This window comes from Bradyrhizobium lablabi (assembly GCF_018129385.1).
Taxonomy (GTDB): Bacteria; Pseudomonadota; Alphaproteobacteria; order Rhizobiales; family Xanthobacteraceae; genus Bradyrhizobium; species Bradyrhizobium lablabi_C.
On the sequence record NZ_JAFCLN010000032.1, the window covers coordinates 1 to 21,893 of the forward strand.

21 protein-coding genes and 1 tRNA gene are annotated in these 21,893 nt (G+C 62.0%); 14 read left to right on the top strand and 8 right to left on the bottom strand.

The genetic code is table 11. The features are described from left to right. Window positions 1-1,730, bottom strand: a 1,730-nt coding sequence (locus tag JQ628_RS33040) for a chemotaxis protein CheA (protein WP_212230430.1), incomplete at its 3' end; no start/stop codon positions are given. Window positions 1,731-1,921: 191 nt separating this feature from the next. Beyond that, window positions 1,922-2,557 (bottom strand): histidine phosphotransferase ChpT, encoded by a 636-nt coding sequence (chpT, locus tag JQ628_RS33045; RefSeq protein WP_249128721.1) that lies wholly within the window; start codon window positions 2,555-2,557, stop codon window positions 1,922-1,924. A 150-nt stretch (window positions 2,558-2,707) separates the two neighbouring features. Here chpT and JQ628_RS33050 point away from each other — a divergent pair, with 150 nt between their 5' ends. After that, window positions 2,708-3,544 carry a 3'(2'),5'-bisphosphate nucleotidase CysQ family protein gene (locus JQ628_RS33050; RefSeq protein WP_212230434.1) on the top strand — a complete coding sequence of 279 codons (837 nt, stop codon included), beginning with the start codon at window positions 2,708-2,710 and terminating at the stop codon, window positions 3,542-3,544. Between the two features lie 11 nt (window positions 3,545-3,555). Here JQ628_RS33050 and JQ628_RS33055 read toward each other — a convergent pair whose 3' ends face one another. Then, a complete protein-coding gene (locus JQ628_RS33055; RefSeq protein ID WP_212230436.1) occupies window positions 3,556-4,062 on the bottom strand; it encodes a YHS domain-containing (seleno)protein in 507 nt (168 codons plus the stop codon). A gap of 112 nt (window positions 4,063-4,174) precedes the next feature. Between JQ628_RS33055 and JQ628_RS33060 the strand changes: the two genes are divergently transcribed. The 3 genes from JQ628_RS33060 to JQ628_RS33070 all read left to right on the top strand — a co-directional run bounded on the left by JQ628_RS33060 (window position 4,175) and on the right by JQ628_RS33070 (window position 6,533). Then, complete coding sequence (locus JQ628_RS33060; RefSeq protein WP_212230438.1) at window positions 4,175-4,828, top strand: DUF1134 domain-containing protein; 654 nt, start codon at window positions 4,175-4,177, stop codon at window positions 4,826-4,828. A 198-nt stretch (window positions 4,829-5,026) separates the two neighbouring features. Next, window positions 5,027-6,322: a hypothetical protein gene (locus tag JQ628_RS33065; RefSeq protein ID WP_212230440.1), complete on the top strand. Its 1,296-nt coding sequence runs from the start codon at window positions 5,027-5,029 to the stop codon at window positions 6,320-6,322. 136 nt (window positions 6,323-6,458) lie between these two features. After that, window positions 6,459-6,533, top strand: a tRNA-Val gene (locus tag JQ628_RS33070). Between the two features lie 71 nt (window positions 6,534-6,604). Here JQ628_RS33070 and JQ628_RS33075 read toward each other — a convergent pair. After that, on the bottom strand, window positions 6,605-7,438 hold the full coding sequence (locus tag JQ628_RS33075; RefSeq protein ID WP_212230442.1) for a hypothetical protein: 834 nt from the start codon (window positions 7,436-7,438) through the stop codon (window positions 6,605-6,607). A gap of 277 nt (window positions 7,439-7,715) precedes the next feature. On the opposite strand from JQ628_RS33075, the gene JQ628_RS33080 reads away from it, so the two are divergent. The 9 genes from JQ628_RS33080 to JQ628_RS33120 all read left to right on the top strand — a co-directional run bounded on the left by JQ628_RS33080 (window position 7,716) and on the right by JQ628_RS33120 (window position 15,839). Continuing rightward, a complete protein-coding gene (locus tag JQ628_RS33080) occupies window positions 7,716-8,018 on the top strand; it encodes an urease subunit gamma (protein ID WP_212230444.1) in 303 nt (100 codons plus the stop codon). A gap of 20 nt (window positions 8,019-8,038) precedes the next feature. Next, the gene (locus JQ628_RS33085) at window positions 8,039-8,482 is read left to right on the top strand and encodes an urease subunit beta (protein WP_212230446.1); all 444 of its coding nucleotides are present in this window, start codon (window positions 8,039-8,041) and stop codon (window positions 8,480-8,482) included. 37 nt (window positions 8,483-8,519) lie between these two features. After that, a complete protein-coding gene (locus JQ628_RS33090; RefSeq protein WP_212230455.1) occupies window positions 8,520-10,241 on the top strand; it encodes an urease subunit alpha in 1,722 nt (573 codons plus the stop codon). Between the two features lie 10 nt (window positions 10,242-10,251). Continuing rightward, entirely contained in the window at window positions 10,252-10,944 is a 693-nt protein-coding gene (ureE, locus tag JQ628_RS33095; RefSeq protein WP_212230457.1) for an urease accessory protein UreE, read from the top strand. After that, complete coding sequence (locus tag JQ628_RS33100) at window positions 10,928-11,647, top strand: urease accessory protein UreF (RefSeq protein ID WP_212230522.1); 720 nt, start codon at window positions 10,928-10,930, stop codon at window positions 11,645-11,647. The genes ureE and JQ628_RS33100 overlap by 17 nt, the downstream gene beginning before the upstream one ends. 19 nt (window positions 11,648-11,666) lie before the next feature. Then, window positions 11,667-12,311, top strand: a complete 645-nt coding sequence (gene ureG, locus JQ628_RS33105; RefSeq protein ID WP_212230465.1) for an urease accessory protein UreG — start codon at window positions 11,667-11,669, stop codon at window positions 12,309-12,311. After that, window positions 12,308-13,258 (top strand): urease accessory protein UreD, encoded by a 951-nt coding sequence (locus JQ628_RS33110; RefSeq protein WP_212230467.1) that lies wholly within the window; start codon window positions 12,308-12,310, stop codon window positions 13,256-13,258. The genes ureG and JQ628_RS33110 overlap by 4 nt, the downstream gene beginning before the upstream one ends. 63 nt (window positions 13,259-13,321) lie before the next feature. Then, complete coding sequence (gene yut / locus JQ628_RS33115) at window positions 13,322-14,338, top strand: urea transporter (RefSeq protein ID WP_212230469.1); 1,017 nt, start codon at window positions 13,322-13,324, stop codon at window positions 14,336-14,338. A gap of 55 nt (window positions 14,339-14,393) precedes the next feature. Beyond that, entirely contained in the window at window positions 14,394-15,839 is a 1,446-nt protein-coding gene (locus JQ628_RS33120) for a GntP family permease (RefSeq protein ID WP_212230477.1), read from the top strand. Window positions 15,840-15,931: 92 nt separating this feature from the next. Here the strand turns inward: JQ628_RS33120 and JQ628_RS33125 are convergent, their stop codons facing one another. The 4 genes from JQ628_RS33125 to JQ628_RS33140 form a co-directional block, all read right to left on the bottom strand. Next, window positions 15,932-16,567, bottom strand: coding sequence for a response regulator (locus tag JQ628_RS33125; RefSeq protein ID WP_212230485.1), 636 nt, complete (start codon window positions 16,565-16,567; stop codon window positions 15,932-15,934). Between the two features lie 159 nt (window positions 16,568-16,726). Continuing rightward, a complete protein-coding gene (locus tag JQ628_RS33130; protein WP_212230524.1) occupies window positions 16,727-17,356 on the bottom strand; it encodes a response regulator in 630 nt (209 codons plus the stop codon). Window positions 17,357-17,448: 92 nt separating this feature from the next. Next, the gene (locus JQ628_RS33135) at window positions 17,449-18,651 is read right to left on the bottom strand and encodes an ATP-binding protein (protein ID WP_349628156.1); all 1,203 of its coding nucleotides are present in this window, start codon (window positions 18,649-18,651) and stop codon (window positions 17,449-17,451) included. Between the two features lie 666 nt (window positions 18,652-19,317). Beyond that, complete coding sequence (locus JQ628_RS33140) at window positions 19,318-20,028, bottom strand: Bax inhibitor-1/YccA family protein (protein ID WP_212230487.1); 711 nt, start codon at window positions 20,026-20,028, stop codon at window positions 19,318-19,320. A gap of 747 nt (window positions 20,029-20,775) precedes the next feature. Here JQ628_RS33140 and JQ628_RS33145 point away from each other — a divergent pair. Then, complete coding sequence (locus tag JQ628_RS33145; RefSeq protein WP_212230489.1) at window positions 20,776-21,885, top strand: AI-2E family transporter; 1,110 nt, start codon at window positions 20,776-20,778, stop codon at window positions 21,883-21,885. Window positions 21,886-21,893: the final 8 nt, after the last annotated feature.

Here is a 21,893-nt window from a genome sequence, read left to right on the forward strand (position 1 = left end):
ACGATTTCTTCGGTGTGGAACACGCCGTCGACCACGATGCCAAAGGTCTGGCTGCCAACTTGCGTCACCACGATAAAGCCGTTCTCGGGATCGGAGGTGGCGCCGTCGTCGATCTTCAAAAGCTTCTTGAGGTGGATGAGCGGCAGCAGCTTGTTGCGCAGCCGCAAGACCGCGGTGTCCTTGATGCGCTCGATGCGGTGTTCGCTATTGGCGCGGGCGCGAACCAGTTCGACCACCGAGAGCTGGGGGATGGCAAAGCGGTCGCCGCCGGCTTCCACGATCAGCGCCGAGACGATCGCCAAGGTCAGCGGGATCTTGATGGTGACGCTGGTTCCTTCGCCGGCCACGGACTTGATGTCGATGGTGCCGCCGATCTGGTCGATATTGGTGCGGACCACGTCCATGCCGACGCCGCGGCCGGACACCGAGGTCACTTGCGCGGCGGTGGAGAAGCCGGGCGCAAAGATAAACTTGTGGATCTGCGCTTCCGACATTTTTTCCAGATCAGCCTCGGAGACGAGGCCATTGGCCAGCGCCTTGGCCTTGATCCGTTCGGTGTTGAGGCCGCGTCCGTTGTCGGCGATGCAGATGATGATGTGGCCGCCCTCGTGATAGGCGGACAGTCTTATGGTGCCCTGCTCGCCCTTGCCGGAGGCCAGCCGCTCGGCCACCGTCTCCAGGCCATGGTCGGCGGAGTTGCGGACCATGTGGGTCAAGGGATCCTTGATCAGGTCGAGCACCTGCCGGTCGAGCTCGGTGTCGGCGCCGTGCATCTCCAGCTCGATCTGCTTGCCGAGTTCGCCGGAGAGGTCGCGGACAATCCGTGGCAGCTTTTGCCAGGCATTGCCGATCGGCTGCATGCGCGTCTTCATGACGCCTTCCTGCAACTCGGCGGTGACGTTGGAGAGCCGTTGCAGCGGCACCTTGAACTCGGTGTCTTCGTTGCGGCGGGAGATTTCCAGAAGCTGGTTACGGGTCAAGACCAGCTCGGAGACCATGGTCATGAGATGCTCGAGGGTGTCGACATTGACCCGGATCGACTGGTTGGCGACCTTGTCGCTCTCGGCCATCTCGCCCTCGACAGAAGCGGAAGCCTGTTTCTTCAGGACCTTCTTCTCCTTCGCGGGCTCCTCGGCGATGGCCACCTTTGGGGCGGCAGCGGGAGCAGCTGATGTCACCTCGGCCTCGGTTTCGCGGAAGGCGCGCTCGAGCTCATCGAGCGAGACTTCGCCCGGGCGCAGCGCGCGCTCCAGGGTCTGCTCGACCAAGGTCCCTTGGGCGTGCTTGGGCGCGACAGGCTGAGTCGGAGGCGAAGCAACAACGGGCGCGGCCGCCTCCGCCGCCATTGCCGCCATGCCCCGCTCGACCATCGCTTCCAGTTGATCGATCAGATCGCGATCGCTGCCATCGGGCTCGGCCTCGGTGGCCTCCAGCCCTGCCAAAATCTCCTTGATGCGGTCGATCGAGGATAGGATCAGCGTGACGGCCTCGGCAGTCACCGGCATGCCGTCGCGAAACTTGCCCATTAGGGTCTCGCCGGCATGAGCAAGCGCTTCCAGCCGCGGCAGGCCAAGAAAGCCGCAGGTGCCTTTGATCGTGTGGACCAGGCGGAAGATGTTATCGAGGATCTTTGCGTTGTTCGGGTCCTGCTCGAACCGAACCAACTGATTGTCGACCGTGTCCAGGCTCTCGCTGGTCTCGGTCAAGAACTCCCGCAATAAATCATCCATGAAACTGGCCTTCGAACACATGGACGCGCGACATCGACGCGCCTCTTGGAGTTCGGCCAGCTTCTATCGAAAGCGTTTAAGTTTGGTTGAGCAATTGGAAAAGAACGGCCTCAACAAATAGATAAGACGGGTTCAATGAATCCCGCCTCAATCTGTAAACCAGCCGTTAACTATCGACGCCAACGCCGCGCTTACGAGGCGGCGATGATCACCGCTTCGCCTTCCGGTGTCAGCGTCACTTTCAGCCCGCAGGCCTGCCCCAGCAGCCGCGTGTAGTAAGGCTGCACCGCATGAGCATCGACCGCGTTCGAGGTCGAGTTCAGCATGTCGACGATGTTCTGCGGCACGCGCGCATTGAGGCCGACGGCGGTAATGCGAAAGCTCATGGCCTCGCCATCGCCAACGGGATCGATGGTCAGCGTACCGCCGCGCGGAATGGTTTGTTGCGCGACGATGAGCATGTTGAGCAAAAGCTTGACGCGGTTCTTCGGCAACAGCAGCCGCGGCAGATTCCAGGTCAGCGTGATCTTGCCGTCTTCGATATGCCCCTTCGCCGTAGCCTGAGCATCGCCAAGATCGATCTGCGCGCCGGACGATCCGGCCGCGCCGAAGGCAAGCCGGCAGAACTGGAGCCGGGCGGAGGCGGTCCTGGCGCTCTTGCGGATCAGGTCGAGGGCAAAATCGCGGTCTTCCGGCTTGGGATTGTCGTCGAGCACTTCAAGCCCATTGACGATCGCGCCGACCGGGCTGATGAGGTCGTGACAGACCCGCGAACAGAGCAGCGCCGCCAGTTCAAGGGCATCGGGAGAAGGTAGATTGCCGGACATCGGATGTTCCTGGAAAGCCGTTACGGCGCGGGCCGAAATACGAATCATGCAAGCTTTTCCGCTTGATACACTGTGCATGCGCATGCGACCAGCACGGGACGGACATGAAGGGAAGTGACAAACAACAATGAGTCCTGACAAAAACAAGGCATGCCGGTGAAACAGGCACATGCGCAGCGCATCGGCGTCGAACTCGCGGCCGGGCTGATCGAACCGCTGACGGAGCTCGTGATTCGGGCAGGCGCCGCGATCCTTGCGGTCAACCGATCCGCGATGAAGGTCGACGGCAAGCTCGACGGCTCACCGGTCACGGAGGCCGATCTCGCCGCCGACCGCATCATCGGCGACGGGCTGAGCCGGCTCGCGCCGCAGATACCGTCGCTGTCGGAAGAGCGCGTCGGTCTGGCGAGGCCGCCGTACAAGGACAGTTTCTTCCTGATCGATCCGCTCGACGGCACTAAGGAATTCGTCGCCGGCCGCAACGAGTTTACGGTCAATCTGGCGCTGGTCACGGAAGGCAAGCCGCTGCTCGGTATCGTCGGGGCTCCGGCGCTTGGCCTCGTGTGGCGAGGGCTGGTCGGGCGCGACGCCGAACGGCTCAGCATCGCGGATCAGTCCATCGCGGCCATCGAGCCGATCCGGACCCGCCGCTGTCCGCCGCCCGGCACCCCCTGGACCGCGGCCGTCAGCCGCTCGCATGGCGACGCCAGGACCGAAGCCTTTATCGACAGCCGGCCGGGGGCGGTCCGGGCGCAGCTCGGTTCAGCGGTCAAATTCGGCCGGGTGGCGGAGGGCCAGGTCGACATCTATCCCCGCCTCGGCCCCACCTCGGAATGGGACGTCGCGGCCGGCCATGCCGTGGTCACCGCTGCCGGTGGCAAGGTGACGGATTCAAAGGGAGCCGAGCTGCAATTCGGCCTGGGGCGCGAGAATTTCATCGTGCCGGAATTCATCGCCTGGGGCGACCCGGCCGCAGTGAAGGTCTGAGCGCGGCAAATCTACTGCGCGAGCTGCTGCTGAAGCGCCGGCCAACGGGCTTCGGCCTCAGTGAGAAACCGCTGCGGATCGGCCGCAAAGGCCGCGCGATGCTCTTCAAGCCCGAACAGATAGAGCCGCTGGCCCGTCACCACCCAGAATCGGGGATTACCCCCGGCGGTGACCCCTCGCGCTATGTCGATCGGGTCGTAACCGCCGAACTGGGGTCCGTAGATTTCCGGATGGGCGGCAAAGGCGGCGCGGTTGCTCTCGTTGCGGAAGCGCCAGACCGCGCCAGCCTCGGACACTTCGTAGTCGGGCACGCCCCGGACGGCGCGTTCATCGGTGAAATAGGCAACGGGGTCGAACCCCTCGATCGCCAGACCCGAATAGCGGTTGACGACCAGCCGCTCGGTGGTCGCGGCCCCGGCCGTCCGGTCGAGGCCGGCCAAGGCAAGCAGGGCCGCCAGCAGCGCAATAAAGGCTATTCCGGGGCACCAACCGTTTTTTTCCTGCCGTTCTGCCGTCATAGTTGGTATCGATAACATTCGAGTCGAGGGGACATCGGACGCAACCTAAAGCCGTGGATGTTGGCGTCAGGTTAAGGCAGCGGCCGCAATTTCGGTGCCTAGGGGTAGTTTCATGACTTTCGCTACACGCCTTGCCGCGGTGACGTTTGCCGCCTTGATGTGTTGGACCGTGCCCGTTTCGGCACAACAGCCGCAGTACCCCGCCCAACCGCCGCCGCCGCAATATCCTGCGGAGCCGGCGCCGCCGCCGCAATATCCGCCGCCGCAGCGCCAGCCGGCCCCCAACACGTTCGGGCCGGACGAGCTGGTTTCGGCGGGCCACAAATTCTTTGGCAATGTTTCGCGGGGGCTTGCCTCGATCATCGAGCGGGCGGTCAGCCAATGGGGTCTGCCCAACGGCTATGTGCTGGGCGAAGAAGGCTCCGGCGCCTTTGTCGCGGGCCTGCGCTATGGCGAAGGCACGCTCTACACCAAGAACGCCGGCGACCTTCGGGTATACTGGCAGGGACCGTCGGTCGGGTTCGACTGGGGCGGCGACGGCGCGCGCACCATGACGCTGGTCTACAACCTGCCTTCCACGCAGGCGATCTATCAGCGCTTTGCCGGCATTGACGGCTCGGCCTACATCGTCGGCGGTTTTGGCATGACCGCACTCACCGCCAACAACATCGTGCTGGTGCCGATTCGCTCCGGCATCGGGCTGCGGCTGGGCGCCAATATCGGCTATCTCAAATATACGCCGCGGGCGACCTGGAACCCGTTCTGACCTCCGTGCAAGACGTGCCTGCCGATCAGGCATTTCTTCTGGTTACGGATTCACGTTAACGCGCCTATGGGCTGGCGTTTTCCCCGTGCCCCATGGCATGGTCTTTGGTAAATTTTCTGAAAATCATCTTCGCGCGATGCAGACGCTTTGCGCGAAGATGCGGCGTTGCAGGCCTCAGACGGAGCGGGAGTATCACTCATGATCGAGCCGATCATGTATCTGGCGATCGGTTTTCTGCTCTCGATGTTGTGCGGGCTGATGATCGTGCCGCTGGTGCACAACCGCGCGGTGCGGCTCACCACCAAGCGCATGGAAGCGGCAACGCCGCTGTCGATGGCTGAGATCCAGGCCGACAAGGACCAACTCCGCGCGGAATTTGCCATGTCGGCGCGCCGGCTCGAGATGAGCGTCGAGCAATTGAAGAACAAGACCACCAGCCAGTTGGCCGAACTCGGCAAGAAGAGCGACGCGATCAACCGCATGAAGGTCGAGCTCGGCGAGAAGAACGCCACGATCTTCTCGCTGGAGGCGCGCGAGAAGGCGATGAAGGAGCAGCTTCGCGCCACCGAGGAGGAATTTTCCGCCAAGACCGGGATGCTGCGCAGCGCCGAACAGGCCCTGAGCGACAAGCAGGGCGAGCTGGCCAAGATCAATTCAGAGCTTTCCGATCGCGCGATGGTGGCCGACAGCCGCCAGGTCGAGTTGGTCGCGGTGCGCACCCAGATCGAGCAGTTGAAGGGCCGCGTCACCGACGCCGAAAAGGAATTTTCCGACACGCAGACGCGGCTGGCGCAGGAGCGTTCGGATTCCGAAAAGGCGACGCGCGAACTCACCGAGGCCCGCAGCCGGGTCGAGAATTTGAGCCAGCGCGTGACGGACCTGGACCGGCAGCTGATCGTGCAGGTCAAGGAAGCCGAAATGCTCGGCAGCCGCGTCAACGACCTCGAGGCGCGGCTCGCCACGCAAGGCAAGCTCCTGGCCGAGCGCGAACTCGAGAACAGCCAGTTGCGGCAGGTCAATGAGGTGGCCGAGCGCACGGTAAAGGAATTGCGGGTTCAGATCGCCGCGCTGAACGAGGGAGGCAAATCGCCGGGCTTCGAAAAGCTGCGCACCGAAAAGGCCGCACTCGAAGAGCAGCTCCGCATCACGCGCGACGAGCGCTCAAAGCTACAGCGCGACATCAACGCCATGCAGCAGCAGGCCGAGAGCACCTGGGCCACCGAGCGGATGGAAAACGCGCTGCTGCGCGAGCGCATCAACGACATCGCCGCCGAAGTCGCAAAGCTTGCGATCCAGCTCGAAGGGCCGAATTCGGCGATCGAGGCCATGCTGGTGGCCGCGGAACCATCCACCCCGCCGAAAGTCGCGCCGAAACCGGCCAACGGCAACGTCGCCGCGCCCAGCACTCCCGCCGAAGTGGCCGGTGGAACGCTGGCCGAACGCATCCGCGCGCTGCAATCGCACGCCTCCCGCGCCCGCCAGCAGGGGGCGTGAGCCGCTTTATCCGACCGCGGCCGGGCTGTTTGGCTTGACACCCCTGCCCTGCACTTCGTAAATCGCACGCTTCTGGCGTAAGCGTATTTGCTGATCCGGTGCCCCGTCGGGCCCTTGATTCAGCAAGAAAATTCCCGGACGCATAGCTCAGCGGGAGAGCGTTCCCTTCACACGGGAGAGGTCCAAGGTTCGATCCCTTGTGCGTCCACCATCTGCCTCAACAAAATCAATAGCTTCTCGGACGTCCCTGCTTGCTGCTGCCTCCAAGCCGCGCGCGCCAGGTCAATGGGGTTCCCAGATCGGCGTGTCGGTGAACAGGCCGCCCTCGGCAAACCCGATACCGTAGATCAGGACCATCCCGAAGCAAAAGCTGATCAAGCCCGACGCCACGCGGAGCCGCCAATTGAATTTCGGCAGATTGACCGCCGTGAATGTAAACGGCGCCGCCAGCATCAGCGTGATCAGCATCATTCCGACGATAGTCCCGAGCCCGAACAGCAGCAGATATCCAAGCGCGGCCATCGGTTCGCGGATGATGGACAGGATCATCAGGGCGACGGCGGCCGACCCTGCCAAGCCGTGCACGAGGCCGACCACGAAGGGGCGCAGCCAGCCATAGAACGCGATCCGGCCGAGGCCGCTGCGGTCGAGCCGCGCCAGCGGCGTGCGCTCGTCGGCGTGTCCGTGAGCGATGGTGCCGTGACCATGCGGGTGCCGGTGCAAGTAGTCGCCGTGCGCATGGAGATGATCGTGGACGAGCTCATGTACGCCAGGAACGCCCGTAGGCGCGTGGGCCGCGCCGCCCGTGCGGACCACGCCTGTCAAGGTGAGAACGCCGAGCAGGACGAGCATGATGCCGACGGCGAACTCCATCGACATGCCGAGCCGCGGCGGGATGACGACCCCGAACACGACGATCGCCGCGCCGACCGCGATGACCGTCACGGTGTGCCCGACTCCCCAGGCGGCGCCGATCAGGGCCGAGCCGGTCATGCTGCGCTCGCGACTGACGATCGTCGCAATCGCGACCACGTGGTCGGCGTCGGTCGCGTGCCGCATCCCGAGGAAGAAGCCGAGAAACAGGAAGGACACGACGTTCAGGACGGCTTCGGTCATCGCGCATGTTTCAAGATGGCATCGAAGCCAGGGACTTTTCACGCGGATAGGTCAGGACGATACGGTCGCCCGCGACAGCCAGTCCATCAGGGTGATTCCGTTAGGAGACCGGGGGAGAACCCTGATTGACACGTACCAGTTGTGGTCGGCCTAATGCCGGGTAGCTGTCGTTGCTCGCAGATTCTGACAAACGGCCCGTGGAACGGCAGCCCAACCAGCTCAATCGTGCTCCTGCTTTCCCTAAGTAAAACAAACCAGGCAGGGCCCGGAGGATTGCATGCAACTCACTCCGAGAGAGTTCGACAAGCTGCTCGTCTACACGATGGCGGATGTCGCGTTAAAGCGAAAGGCCAAGGGCCTCAAGCTCAATTATCCCGAAGCCGTCGCTGTCATCTCCGCGGTCGCCCTTGACGGGGCGCGTGCCGGGAAAACAATCGAGGACGTAACCAGGGAGGCGCGTAGCGTCCTGACCAAGGCTGACGTGATGGATGGCGTCGCCGATCTCATTCCAATGGTGCAGATCGAGGCGGTGTTCACCGACGGCAGCCGCCTGGTGACGGTGCACACGCCCGTCCAGTGAATGCCTGACAGGAGGCTAGCATGGCCGGACCAAAAGTTGGCCCCGCGGTTGCCGCAAATGTCGACCCGGCGACCGAGGACGTGCCGGTCGGCGGTTACGTGTGCAGTTCAGCGGCGATCACATTCGAAGCCGATCGCCCGGTGACGACGCTAAAGGTGCGCAATACCGGCGATCGCCCGATACAGGTCGGATCGCACTTCCATTTTTTCGAAGTCAATCCTGCGCTGGAATTCGATCGCGCAGCCGCCTTCGGGCTGCGCCTGAACATTCCGTCATCGACAGCAACGCGGTTCGAGCCCGGTGACGAGCGCGATGTTCAACTCGTTCCCTACGGCGGCAAACGCGCCGTCTATGGCTTCAACAATCTCGTCGACGGTCCCACCGCAGGCCAGGACGCCGCCACGGTCAAATCCAAAGCGGTGGCGCAGGCGGCGAAGCGAGGCTTCCGATCGATCAAGACGTGAGGTCGCGTCGAAAGGCAAAGCTTGAACGAGGGCCATCATGCCTACCATGTCTCGGAAAGAATATGTCGGCCTCTTCGGTCCGACGACGGGCGATCGCATCCGATTGGGCGATACCGGCCTGTTTGTCGAAATCGAGCGCGATCTGCGCGGCGGCTACGGCGACGAGCTCGTCTTTGGCGGCGGCAAGAGCATGCGCGAAGGCATGGGCATGGATAATCAGGTGACGCGGAAGGGCGGCGCTCCTGACCTTGTGATCACCAACGTGACCGTAATCGACGCGGTGCTGGGCGTCGTGAAAGCGGATGTGGGGATCAGGGACGGCCGTATCAGTGCGATCGGCAAGGCCGGCAACCCGCAGACGATGGATCGCGTTACGCCTGGCCTCGAGATTGGCCTGACCACCGATGCCATCTCGGGCTCACATCTGATCCTGACGGCCGCCGGGATCGACACACACATTCACTTCATTTCTCCGCAGCAGGCGCAGGCGGCGCTTTCGAACGGCACCACGACATTGATCGGCGGCGGCACCGGCCCTTCGGACGGCTCCTACGCCACGACGGTCACGTCGGGTCCCGGAAACATCAGTATGATGCTGCGCGCGTTCGAAAACTGGCCGCTCAACGTCGGCATTCTCGGCAAGGGGCACGGACACGGCAAGGCGGCACTGGTCGAACAGATCGAGGCCGGTGCCGTCGGCGTGAAATGTCACGAAGACTGGGGCACTACGCCAGCGGTGCTTCGGTCCGCGCTAACCGTCGCAGACGAGACCGACACTCAAGTGTGCATCCATACCGACACGCTGAACGAATCCGGCTTCATCGACGATTCGATCGAGGCGTTCGAGGGCCGCACGGTCCATTCCTTTCATACCGAAGGATCCGGCGGCGGCCACGCGCCCGACATCATCAAGATCGCAGGCCTTCCCAATGTCCTGCCGTCTTCGACAAACCCCACGCTCCCCTACGGCATCAATTCGCAGGCAGAGCTCTATGACATGATCATGGTGTGTCACCACCTCAGCCCCGACATCCCGTCGGATGTCGCATTCACCGAGAGCCGAATCCGCGCCGAAACCATCGCCGCGGAGAACGTCCTTCAGGACCTCGGCGTGATCTCGATGTTCTCCAGCGACTCGCAGGCCATGGGACGCATCGGGGAATGCTGGCTGCGTTGCATCCAGACCGCCGATGCGATGAAGACCGGGCGCGGCAAGTTGCCGGAGGACGCGCCCGGCAACGACAATTTCCGCGTGCTGCGCTACGTGGCGAAGATCACCATCAACCCGGCGATCACGCACGGCATTGCCGACGTGCTGGGCTCAGTCGAAGTCGGCAAGATCGCCGACCTCGTCCTGTGGGAGCCGGCGTTCTTCGGCGCCAAGCCCAAGATCGTCATCAAGAACGGCTTCATAAGCTGGGCGGTGATGGGCGATCCAAACGCGTCGCTGCCGACGCCGCAGCCTACCTACTATCGGCCCATGTTCGGCGCCTACGGTGATGCGCTGGCAGCCAATTGCATCACATTCGTCTCCGGCGTCGCCCATGCCGCCGGAATCAAGGAGCGGCTGGGGCTTCGCCGGCAGGTGATGCCGGTACGCAACGTGCGCAAGATCGGCAAGAGCGATATGCTCCGAAATACCGGGACGCCGAAAATCGAGGTAAGCCCGGAAACCTTCGCCGTGACCGTCGACGGCAAGCACGCGACCGTGCCGCCCCTGACGACGGTCTCGTTAAACCAGAAGTATTTCTTTAGTTGAGGAGCGCACCGTGATCCTCATCAACACCATTCTGGGCAACATCGGCGATCCCGTCTGGGCCGAGCGCGTGTCTGCCGGAAAGAGCGACTGGCTGGAGATCGACCAGTGGGAGGCGCAGAAGAGCCGCTTCCGCAAGGCGACTGCAAAGGGTGTTGAGATCGCGGTCTCGATCGACCGCGGCACCCACATCCGCGATGGAGATGTGCTGCTCTGGGATGCCACGACGCTCTCGGCTTTGGTCGCGAGAATCGAATTGCGTGACGTGATGATCGTGCATCTGGACGGTCTGGCGAGCTTTGTGCCCGAAGTAGCCATGCGTACATGCGTTGAGCTGGGCCACGCGATGGGCAATCAGCATTGGCCGGCATTGGTCAAGGGCAACCTCGTCTATGTCCCGCTCACCGTCGATCGCAAGGTGATGGCGTCCGTCATGAATACGCATCATTTTGACGGAATCCGCTACGAATTCGTACCCGGCCGGGAGGTCGTTCCCTATCTCGCCCCACATGAATCACGCCGGCTTTTCGGTGGCGCGGAGGGGCCGGTACATTCACACACGCATGAGAATTATGCGGGCGTCGAGGCCGAGACGGGACGCGTATACGGACATCCGCCGACGCATGTCCATCCTCATCCGGGAGCCGCTCGCCACGGACAAACATCGCCGGCAACGGCCGGTTCTGCGCATGATTATCGAAAATGATGCCGTCGATGCGTCGAGCAGCACCGCATTTCTCTCGCGGATGCTGCAATTTGGCGATTCGATGTTTCCCATTGGCGCGTTCGCGTTCTCTTCCAGCCTGGAATCCGCCATTCAGGAAGGTGTCGTCACCGACGCGGCAACGCTTCGAGCGTTCGCGCGCACCGCGTTGGAACAGGCGGCGCGCGGTGACTGCATCGCGCTGATCGCCGCGCATCGCGCGGCAACTACTAGCGACATCGACACCCTCGCCCGGATCGATGCGCTGGTATACGCACGCAAGCTTTCTGAGGAAACGCGGACAATGTCGGTTCGCATGGGCAAGAAGTTCACCGAGATGGGCGTGGAGGTGGTGGGCGGGCCGCTGCTTTGCAGGTGGCGTGAATGTATTGAGACGTCTGTCACCCCCGGTTGCTACCCGGTAGCATTGGCGATCAGTTTTGCCGTGCAGAGTCTGCCTGCCAGCCAGGCGTTTGTCGTGCACCAGTATGGCGTTGCGACGACGATCCTCGGCGCAGCTTTACGGTTGATGAAGATCAGCCACATCGAGACGCAGAAGATTCTCTACGAGCTTACCGGACAAACGGGCGGGATGTACGAAGCCGCCGCGACGGCGCGGCTGTCGGACATGGCAGGCTTTGCGCCGTTGACGGAGATTCTGGCCGCTGTCCATACCAGAGCGCATGTGCGTCTGTTCATGAGCTGACATTCAAGGGAGCTTTTCGATGTCGAAGAATATCACGCGCATCGGCATCGGCGGTCCGGTGGGATCAGGCAAGACCGCGATCGTGGAAGCCATTACGCCGCGCTTGCTCGATCTCGGCATCAAGGTTCTCATCATCACCAATGACGTGGTGACGACCGAGGACGCCAAGCACGTTCAGCGTACGCTCAAGGGTGTTCTGCTCCAGGAACGCATTCTCGGAGTGGAGACAGGTGCCTGCCCCCATACAGCAGTGCGCGAAGACCCAAGCATGAACCTCGCCGCGGTCGAAGATATGGAACGGCGTTTTCCGGATAGCGACGTCGTGCTGATCGAAAGCGGGGGCGATAACCTGACGCTGACCTTCTCGCCGGCGCTGGTAGACTACTTCATCTATGTCATCGACGTCGCCGCGGGCGACAAGATTCCTCGCAAGAACGGACCCGGGATCACGTATTCCGACATCCTGGTGATCAACAAGACGGATCTGGCCCCCCATGTCGGCGCCAGCCTTGAGGTGATGAGGCAGGATTCGCAGATGATGCGCGGCCGCAAGCCGTTCCTGTTCACGAACTGCAAGACAGGGGAAGGTATTCCGGAGTTGGTCGCACTGATCGAGCGGGAGTTCCTGTTCGATATCAACCCGCGCGCACGGCGTTCCGCATGATACCGGCGGCCTTCCCTCCCTGGGCACGCGCCGAAACGCTCGGCGCATCGATGCCGGAATTCGCCTCGTTTCAGGATGAACCGCCGCAGATGAGCAGCGGCACGGTGGGCAAGACGGGTTTCCTCCGTCTGGGTTTCGAGCACCGCTCCGGCCAAACGATCCTGGCAAACCTGGAACGCCGTGTTCCCTACATGGTGCAGCGCGCGTTGCATTGCGACGAGCAAATGCCGGGTTTGGCCTACGTGTTCTTGATCACCACCACGGGCTGCTTGCTGCAAGGCGACAGGCTCGCCCTGGACATCACCCTGCGTCCGCGCGCGCAAGCTCACCTCACCTCCCAATCGGCGACCAAGATCCATGCGATGGACGCCAATTACGCGGCGCAAAGCCAGACTATTGCGCTTGCCGATGACGCATACCTGGAGTTTCTTCCGGAACCCGTGATCCCGCACCGGCACTCGCGGTTCATCAGCGACACGCAAATCTCGGTCGCTCCGTCGGCGACGTTGCTCCTTTCGGAAATCATTCAACCGGGCCGAAAGCACCATCATCCGGACGAGTGCTTCGGGGCAACCGTGCTGTCGGTATCAACGGCGGCGGCGCGGCCCGACGGTCGCTCCTTGTTCGCAGAGAAGCTGGTAATCGAGCCGCGACGATATGCGATGCGGCAGACCGGCGTGATGGACTCTTTTGATGTATTCGCCAACGTGATTCTGTGCGCGCCCAAGGACAAGGCAGACCGCATCCACGAGCGTGCGGGGGCCGATATCGACCTCGCGGACGGTGTTGCGTTTGGCGCTTGTCGCTTGCCCAATGATGCCGGCCTGATCTTCAAGGTGTTGGGCCGCGAAACCGCGCAGGTAAAGGCCAAGGTACGCGAGTTCTGGGGACTGGTACGTCAGGAGGTGATCGGCGCCGCGCTACCTCCGCCCTATCTGTGGCGCTAGCGGATCGGCGGTGCCAACAGGTGATCTCCAACGGCGGACGTCGACACGTTCGAGGAGTCAACAATGAACAGTATCCTGGATAAGTGGGAGAGCCTCTCCGCGTCGTCAGGGATCATGCGATTCCTGGACATCAATTTGCGCAGCATCGGACAGGTTATGTTCCAGAACAACCCGCTAACCGGGATTTTATTTCTGGCCGCGATCGCCTGGGGTTCATACGTAGCCGGCGTGCCCCGAGTGGCAATTGCCGGCGTCCTCGCCGTCGTCGTGGCAAACTTGACGGCCCAATGGCTTCGCGTCGACACCGAGTCGCTCCATTCCGGGCTCTATGGCTTCAACGGCATCCTCGTCGGCCTCGCGCTGGCGACGTTCCTGGCTCCCGGTCCGCTGCTTTGGGTGTATGTGATACTGGGAGCGGCCGTATCCGTCGTCGTGATGCTGGGGACAACCAACGTCGTCAAGCCATGGGGTGGCGCTCTCACATTTCCGTTCGTGCTCACAACGTGGCTTCTCCTGTTGGCCACGTATGGATTTTCCGGCCTCGCAGGAGCCGCGCTGCCGATCGGCAACGTTGTCACCGCATTCCAGCCCTACCAGGGAAGCCCGCTCCAGGTGATTGATCTTGCGCAGGGAATGTTCCTGAGCATCTCGCAGGTCTTCCTGAAAGCCAGCAGCATCGCGGCGCTGCTCCTGCTGGCGGGGCTCGCCGTGAACTCGCTCGCAGCCGCCGCCTTCGCTCTCGGAGGCGCGATATTGGCTGTGCTCACGGCCCATCTCTTCGGCGCCGAGAGCGAGCTGATCACCGGCGGTCTCCTCGGATTCAGTCCGGTACTGACGGCAATCGCACTCGGTACCGTCTTCTATCAGCCGAGCTGGCGCGTCGTCGCCTACACGATCCTCGCCACGGTGTTCACGGTGGTCGTCCAGTCAGCGCTGAACGTTGCGCTGACACCGTTCGCCATTCCGGCCCTGACGGCGCCCTTCGTGCTGGTGACGTGGTTGTTCCTGCTGCCGCGGCAACGCCTGGAGGGAGTATCTGAGGGTGCCCCCGATATTGAAAAGCCTGCCGCCGTAGCTTGATATTCATTACGGTTGTTCGGGATCTCCATCTCGGATTTGTCGGAGAAGGTGGACCATGGGACTCATTGGGATATTGCTCGGTCTCGCCCTGCTGATGTGGCTTGCATACCGGGGCTGGAGTATTCTGATGGTCGCTCCGCCGGCGGCGCTCATCGTGGCCGCCTTCTCGGGCGAACCGCTGCTCGCCCACTGGACACAGACCTTCATGCCGGGAGCGGCGCGATTTGTGGCGCAATGGTTTCCCCTGTTTCTGCTCGGCGGGCTGTTCGGCAAGCTGATGGGCGACAGCGGCTCGGTCAGCGCCATCGCGCAGTATTTGACCAAGAAGTTGGGGGCCAGCCGCACGATGCTCGCGGTGGTGGCAGCCTCGGCGATCGTGACCTATGGCGGCGTGAGCGTGTTCGTCGCGTTTTTCGTGCTGGCCCCGCTGGCCCACGAGATGTTCCGGGCCGCCAATCTGCCGCGCCGGTTGATACCGGCGGCCGTCGGCCTCGGTGCATTTACCTTCACCATGTCGGTGATGCCGGGAACCCCCTCGGTCAATAACGCGATTCCGATGCCGTACTTCGGCACCACTACCTTTGCCGCCCCCGGCCTGAGTCTCATCGCGTCGGCCATCATCTTTGTCTTCGGCATGTGGTGGCTTGGCCGTGCCGAGGCGGCCGCGCGCAAGGCTGGTGAAGGTTACGCTGGCGAGGCGGAAACCGTCCCTGTCGTCAACGAGATGGTCCGCGAGCAGGCGGCGCCGGCGGGCGACTTCGACCCGGCCGAGTTACCGCATGGCAAGCAGGCCGAGAGCGGGCCGCCCTTCGTCCTGGCCATGCTGCCCATCGTCGTCGTTATCGTCACCAATTTCGTGATGGCGCTCGTCGTATTCCCGCGGCTCGATTTTTCGTTCCTGTCCGAGCCCCGCTGGGGCGGCATCACGATCGGGGCCGTGTCCGGCGTCTGGTCGGTCCTGGTGGCTCTCGCGTTGGCAAACTTGACGGTCATTCTCATCAACTTTCGACGTTTGCCATCCGTGCGCGAAAGTCTCGACGCCGGTGCGAATTCCGCCGCCCTGCCGATGCTGATGATCGCCAGTCTTGTCGGCTTCGGCGCAGTCGTGGCCGCGGTGCCGGCATTTGGGCTGGTTCGCGATGCGGTATTCTCGGTTCAGGGAGGACCACTGGTCTCATTGGCTCTCTCCATGAATGTGCTGGCGGGGCTCACCGGTACCGCTTCCGGCGGCATGGCAATTGTACTCAATGCATTTGGCGCCGACTTCATGAAGCTCGCCACCGAGCATCACATCGATCCCGAGTTGATGCATCGCATAACAACGATGAGCGCCGGCACCCTGGACGCGCTTCCCCACAACGGCACAGTGTTGCTGTTGCTGCAAATCAGCGGTCTTACTCACCGTGAGAGCTATCTGGACATGGTGATGACCGTGATCGTCAGTTGCATTATCGCACTTGTCGCTGTCCTGATACTGGGTACGATGTTCGGATCATTTTGACGACAGCGGCTATCGCTGCTTCGGAAGATTGACCAAGCGCTGGTTTGCCTGCTCCGCCAGATGCTTCAATTCGATCCGGTCGCCTGAAGCTCTCAGGGTGCAACCAATTTCTTGCGGATGGCATAGCGGACCAATTCGGCCGTCGACGACATGCCGAGCTTGCGCATGGCCGAAGCCCGATGGGTTTCGACGGTTTTCACGCTCAGCTTCAGTATTGCGCTGATGGATCTGTTGGTGTGCCCTTCCGCAATCAACTGGACCACGCTCTGCTCGCGCGACGTCAGCAGCATGTCCGATTTATTCTGCTTGTTGACCTGGTAGTCGTGGAGCAGCTTCTCCAGCAGGACGCTGGTGAAATAGGGCCTGCCGTCCAGCAAGGCTTCGATCGCAGAAATAAGGTGCTTCCGGGCATCCGACTTGAACAGGAAGCCGCGGACGCCGGCCAGAATGGCTTCCGTCAGCAGTTCCTCGCTTTCGTGCATCGTCAGGATCAGCACTTCAGTGCGCAGATGGAGCGCCTTGAGGCGGCGGCTCATCTCCAGTCCGTTCATGACAGGCATGGAGTAGTCGGCGATCACAATGTCCGGCCGGGTTTCCAGCGTCAGCGCGACGGCCTGCTCGCCATTGGTCGCCTCCCCGCTCACGATCCAGTTGGAACGCGCTTCAACGATCGCGCGAAGCCCGGAACGCACGACTTCATGATCATCCGCAATCACGATGCGCTTCACGGCGTCGTTCCCGTATGCCGGTACCGAACCTTCAAGCGATCGGCTGAGGTGACCGGCAGCAAACTGGACGATCATACCGATCGCTGCTGGAAGGGTTATCCCACAAAACCCCGAGATCTCCCGGCGAATGTACTGACGTGAAACCCGCTCAGGTCATCGTCATGCCTCGACCAGCCTCGCCCGAACCGCGTATCGGACCAGCCCCGCGGTTGAATTCACGTCCAGCTTGCGCATCGCGGCCGCCCGATGTGCCTCGGTCGTCTTGACGCTGAGATTCAGGATGGCGCTGATAGCCTTGTTGCTGTAACCCTCCGCAACCAGCTTGACGACAAGCTGCTCTCGCGGCGTGAGTCCCTGATGCCTGCCCGTATCGGCACGCGATCCGCCATCCAATTCATTAATGCAGCTTCTGGTGCAGAACGGCTTGTGGACCAGAAGCGAGTCGACGGCCGCCAATAGCAGCTTGTTCGCATCCGACTTCACCAGGAACGCGCGGGCGCCGGCCTGGAACGCCTGTTGCGCGAGCAGACCGGAATTGTGCACCGTGAAGATCAGCACCTCCGTCTGCAACGGATGATCCCTGATCCGCCGCGCAACCTCCACGCCCGTCATTCGCGGCATTGAGAAATCGAGGATGGCAACATGGGGCCGGCTCTCAATCGCCGCGGCAACTGCCTTGCTGCCGTCGTTTGCCTCGGCGACGACTTCCCAATCCACTCGTTGCTGTAGCACTGCTCGTAGCCCCGACCGCACCGCTTCGTGATCGTCAGCGATAAGAATCCGCTTCATGGCAGAACACTCCAGGTCGTTTTGCACGATGCAAGCGGAAAGGCATCAGAAATGGCGGCTTCCGCCTGTCACCGGCGATTCGCGTTTTGGCTCTATTGAGTGCCTGTGTGAGTTGTGATGACTGAGGTGGCCTTTCGTCGGTTACGTTTGTTGGCAGCAAAATCATGCGGAAACACCGCGCACAACACGGTGCCTGAGGGCCGCATCGCGGGACCGGAGCGGATCTCGATTGTGCCTCCGATCTGTTCCAGCCTCGCTCGCATTGCGGGAATTCCAACACCAAGCGATGTTGCCCTGGTGCCGGATCGCGATCTGGCAGCCTGCATGCCGCGACCGTCGTCGCTGATCGTCAGCCGGACGCGGCCGTCAGCTACCTCAAGGACGATCTCCACCTTGGTCGCCTTGGCATGACGGAAAACATTCGTCAGGGCTTCCTGGACGACCCGCAGCAGCGAGCGCTGTTTCTCGTAAGGCAATCGATCCACGTCGGACGCGATCCTGCTGCTGACTTGCAGCGACGTGCGTGATGCGAACCCCTCGGCATAGTGCTCGATCGTGGCTTTCAGTCCGTCGATGGTCAGATGCTGGGGGTACAGCAGATAGGCAAAGGCCCGGATCTCCCTGAGCGCTTCGTCGATCGACGCATCGATTTCGTCGCAAAGCCGCTCGGCGCTGACGGGGTCGCCCAGGCTGGCCCGGATCCGCATAAGGCCAAGGCTGGCTGCGATCAAATGCTGACAGGTCGAATCGTGGAGATCCGATGCGATTTTTTGCTGGATGTCCTCCTGAATGGAAACCAGTCTGACATTCATCCGCGCGTCGATGGTTCCTTCAGCGGCGCCCTTAAGGGAGCCTTCGCTCAGGATACGATGACTGCCAATCAGGCGAACCATGCTGCCGGTCGCGGCATCGCAGATCGGAGCGACGGTGGTCTCGATCGTTCGCCGAGGACCACCAAGCGCGAGGCGATGGCGAATTCTGACCTCTGCTCCATCGGCAAGACAGGCGTGCAGAGCCTCGTAAACGGCCCTGGCATCTTCCCTGCTCAAACAGGCAGAGACGTCCATCTCCCGGATTTCCTCCGATGAGATGCCAAGAAGAGCTTCAAACGCCGGATTTATCCCCTCGTACGCAAATCGCCCACGGTGCAAAGGGCGGACTGCAAATAGAAGATCGGCTGCGAACATCCAGTACAGCCGATCACTCGTTTCTTCCGAACCAATTCGCAGCCATTCGCTGACGCTGGCCCGATTCGACTCGCAGGCTGGAGAGCTACGCAACTTCACGATACGCACTCACTCTTCTCAAGCGACGCTCGATATCGACGATATCGTGAGCCGCTTTTTCCCGCCCCGCCCTCGTGGCATGAATCCCAAAACCGGATCAGAGGCCGCATCCTTCGGTGGATTGATTATACACGGCCAGGACGGCCACACCACCAGGTAGTATTCCCGCAAGAGCTAAATTTCGAATCTGTGAGACGAAATCCGGACATGCACGAATGCGCGGGCCGGGCCGGGAAGCATCGCTCCGGGAGCGAAGCTCAAATGTGACGCAACAGATACTAAAAGTGCTTCAAACGGGATTTTCACGAACCGTGTGTTTTTTCGAGAGAATTCTCTCTCGCTGACACGTGGTATCCCAGCTCTCCCTTAGACGCTGGCCTTTGCCGAATCCGGATGGAACTCGTAAATGGCAATGGCGAGGATCGGCTCTTCGTGGCTCGCGAACCTATGGAGCGAGCTCAGCGTGACGCTGCCGTAGACTGGGGAGAGAGATGTCCCGGCTTGGATAATCGGGAACATTCAGCCCTGCTCACTGAGGGTTTTCCGGGATGCCGCGTCAACGGATTGCGTACTAATCTGCTGCATTGCGTCAACCAGCGGCTTTTCAGTCCTGGCCGCCGATGCACTCGCAAGCGTGGCGGAGCGACCGGCGGCCTGAACGGCCGCCATTCCCTCTCAGCGTCGGCTGCCGACGAGGCGAAGCATCATCATGAACAGGTTGATGAAGTTGAGGTAGAGCGAAAGTGCGGCAATCACGGACTTGCGGCCGGCCGAAGTTTCGTCATCCTTGCTGTCGTACATCGCCTTGATCCGCTGCGTGTCGTAGGCCGTGAGCCCGGCAAAGACGCCGACGCCCACGATCGAGATCAGCCAGTCAAGCCCGGTCGAGCGCAGGAACAGGTTGACCAGGCTTGCGATGATGATGCCGATCAGACCCATGAACAGGAAAGTGCCTAGCCCGGACAGGTCGCGCCGGGTGGTGTATCCAAAGATGCTGAGCGCGCCGAACGTTGCGGCTGAGATGAAGAACACGCGAGTGATCGAGGAGCTGGTGTAGATGTGGAACAGGATCGAGAGCGAGACGCCGACCAGGCCGGCATAGACGAAGAACAGAAGCCGCGCCGTCGCCGCCGACAGCGTGTTGATCCGCGCTCCGATGAAGAATACCAGCGCAAGCGGCGCCAGAATGAAGACCCACATCAGCGGATTCTGAAGCAATTCGGGACCGGTAAGCTGATAGGTGAGCCACGCGACGACAGCGGTCAGGCCGACGCCTGCCGCCATGTAGTTGTAGATGCGCATCATGTAGGCGCGCAGTCCGGCGTCCACCGCGATCGCGCTACCGGAGGGGCCTGGGGCTGTCAGGTTCTGATCATAGTTTGACATTGCTTGCGCCTCCTCGCGCGCCCGTAGCATGATGCCAAGCTATTCCCCAGCCTTCACGCGGGATATCGGACAATCACCCGAGTTCCGGAGGTAAATCACCCTATTCCGCCGCGATCAAAGCGTGGCGTGCCCGTCGCGGCAACCTGAACGCGGCCCCTGGGGGATGCTGGCCAGCCAATTTCCTGCCATCGCTCTCTACAGAGAATCCCTGATGTGCGGACGGGAAAGGTGCCTCTAAGGTCCTTGCAGAGAGTTGGCCGGCATCCCGCGACTCGAGCTGCCTGTCGTGCCCGCCTCATCTCCGATTGGAAGGCCATCTTCCGTCATGGCTCCTTCGTCAAACGCGGCCGATCAGAAGCTCTCCCGCACCGCGTTCATCGCGCTCGTGATCGGGTCGGTGACCAGTTCCGATGACGCCGTACTAATCGCATGGAGGCGAATATGAATATCCGAACCATATGCGGCGCTCTGATCCTTGGCGGATTGATAGCCGGGGCTGCATCTACGACCCTGTCCCTGGCTCAATCGAAGGACAAGGGCGTGCTCGCGCCAAAGGATGCCGGCGCGCCTAAAAGCACAACGGAGAGCGCTACGAAGACCGCGACGCCCAATACAAACACAAACCCGACAAAGCACCGCTACTGGCGTCATCGCGGCGGCAAACATCCGCATTTTGGCAGCCGTCGTGTTCGGACCAAGCTTCCTGCGCCACAGTAGATCGTTTCACCCCTGCGGTCGGTTCGTCCGATGAGCGATACGAGGACAGGACAGAAGCGCGAAACCATGCTGCGTGATGATTCCGCCGATCAGCACGCCAGGCGGCGCAGCGCTCTCGCAACGGGGCTGGCTCTGCTCGCCGCATGCGTCGTCCTTTTCCTGGCGTGGCAGACGGTATCGAGCCTCCTCATTGTCTTTGCAGGTGTGTTGTTCGCGGCATTTCTGGATGCCTCGGCGAGGGCTTTGGCTCCGGTCATTCCTCTCAATCGCGCCTGGCGCTTGACGCTGGTGCTTCTGCTGTTCTCGGCCCTGTCGGGATTCGGGCTGCTCTGGGGCATGCGCAAGCTGCCGGAGCAGACGCGCCTGCTGCTGAGGGTGATGGACGCCCAGATCGACGTCCTTCAGGCGCATCTGATGTCGTACGGCGTCGATCTGCTCGGTCCGGAATGGGGCCGAGATTTTGCACAGTGGCTGTTTTCCGATCAGGGCCGGTTTCTCAGCCACGCCCAAATCCTGCTCGGCGGCGCGTCGAGCCTTCTGGCCGGCGCCCTTGTGATCCTGTTCCTCGGGATCCTGTTTGCCTTCGATCCCACCAGCCATCGCGAGAGCCTGGTGATGCTGGTGAAGCAATCATACCGCGCCCGAACACGCGCGGTCATGGATGAAATGGGCAATGTGATGCGGCTGTGGCTGGTCGGACAGTGGGTCCGGATCATCCTCATGACGCTGTGCGTGTGGATCGCGCTCTATCTCATCGGGCTGCCCGGTCCTTTCGTGCTCGGGTTACAGGCGGGTCTCTCCAACTTGATCCCCTATCTCGGGCCGATCATTGCCGGGATTCCGATCGCACTTGTGGCGATGCCGCTCGGCCCCTCGCCGCTGATTTGGGCCATCGTCGTCTACACCATCATTCAGTCGATCGAAGGCTATGTGATCGGCCCGCTGATCCAGCGTCAGGCGGTCGAGACTCCTCCCGCCTGGACGTTGGTCGCGATCGTCCTGCTGGGCGCATTGTTCGGCGTTCTGGGAATCGCGCTCGCCATGCCTCTGGTCGCGGTCGGCCGCGTCGCAATCATCCGATTCTACGTCGAGGACTACCTCGGCGACGACCTCAAGCCAACAACAGCCGACAAATCGTGAGTGAGCCC

Bases quoted from the DNA above. Each gene is read 5' to 3' on its own strand.
- chpT (WP_249128721.1), bottom strand. From the start codon at position 2,557: ATGTCCGGCAATCTACCTTCTCCCGATGCCCTTGAACTGGCGGCGCTG.
- JQ628_RS33050 (WP_212230434.1), top strand. From the start codon at position 2,708: ATGCCGGTGAAACAGGCACATGCGCAGCGCATCGGCGTCGAACTCGCG.
- JQ628_RS33055 (WP_212230436.1), bottom strand. From the start codon at position 4,062: ATGACGGCAGAACGGCAGGAAAAAAACGGTTGGTGCCCCGGAATAGCC.
- JQ628_RS33060 (WP_212230438.1), top strand. From the start codon at position 4,175: ATGACTTTCGCTACACGCCTTGCCGCGGTGACGTTTGCCGCCTTGATG.
- JQ628_RS33065 (WP_212230440.1), top strand. From the start codon at position 5,027: ATGATCGAGCCGATCATGTATCTGGCGATCGGTTTTCTGCTCTCGATG.
- JQ628_RS33075 (WP_212230442.1), bottom strand. From the start codon at position 7,438: ATGACCGAAGCCGTCCTGAACGTCGTGTCCTTCCTGTTTCTCGGCTTC.
- JQ628_RS33080 (WP_212230444.1), top strand. From the start codon at position 7,716: ATGCAACTCACTCCGAGAGAGTTCGACAAGCTGCTCGTCTACACGATG.
- JQ628_RS33085 (WP_212230446.1), top strand. From the start codon at position 8,039: ATGGCCGGACCAAAAGTTGGCCCCGCGGTTGCCGCAAATGTCGACCCG.
- JQ628_RS33090 (WP_212230455.1), top strand. From the start codon at position 8,520: ATGCCTACCATGTCTCGGAAAGAATATGTCGGCCTCTTCGGTCCGACG.
- JQ628_RS33100 (WP_212230522.1), top strand. From the start codon at position 10,928: ATGATTATCGAAAATGATGCCGTCGATGCGTCGAGCAGCACCGCATTT.
- ureG (WP_212230465.1), top strand. From the start codon at position 11,667: ATGTCGAAGAATATCACGCGCATCGGCATCGGCGGTCCGGTGGGATCA.
- JQ628_RS33110 (WP_212230467.1), top strand. From the start codon at position 12,308: ATGATACCGGCGGCCTTCCCTCCCTGGGCACGCGCCGAAACGCTCGGC.
- yut (WP_212230469.1), top strand. From the start codon at position 13,322: ATGAACAGTATCCTGGATAAGTGGGAGAGCCTCTCCGCGTCGTCAGGG.
- JQ628_RS33120 (WP_212230477.1), top strand. From the start codon at position 14,394: ATGGGACTCATTGGGATATTGCTCGGTCTCGCCCTGCTGATGTGGCTT.
- JQ628_RS33130 (WP_212230524.1), bottom strand. From the start codon at position 17,356: ATGAAGCGGATTCTTATCGCTGACGATCACGAAGCGGTGCGGTCGGGG.
- JQ628_RS33140 (WP_212230487.1), bottom strand. From the start codon at position 20,028: ATGTCAAACTATGATCAGAACCTGACAGCCCCAGGCCCCTCCGGTAGC.
- JQ628_RS33145 (WP_212230489.1), top strand. From the start codon at position 20,776: ATGAGCGATACGAGGACAGGACAGAAGCGCGAAACCATGCTGCGTGAT.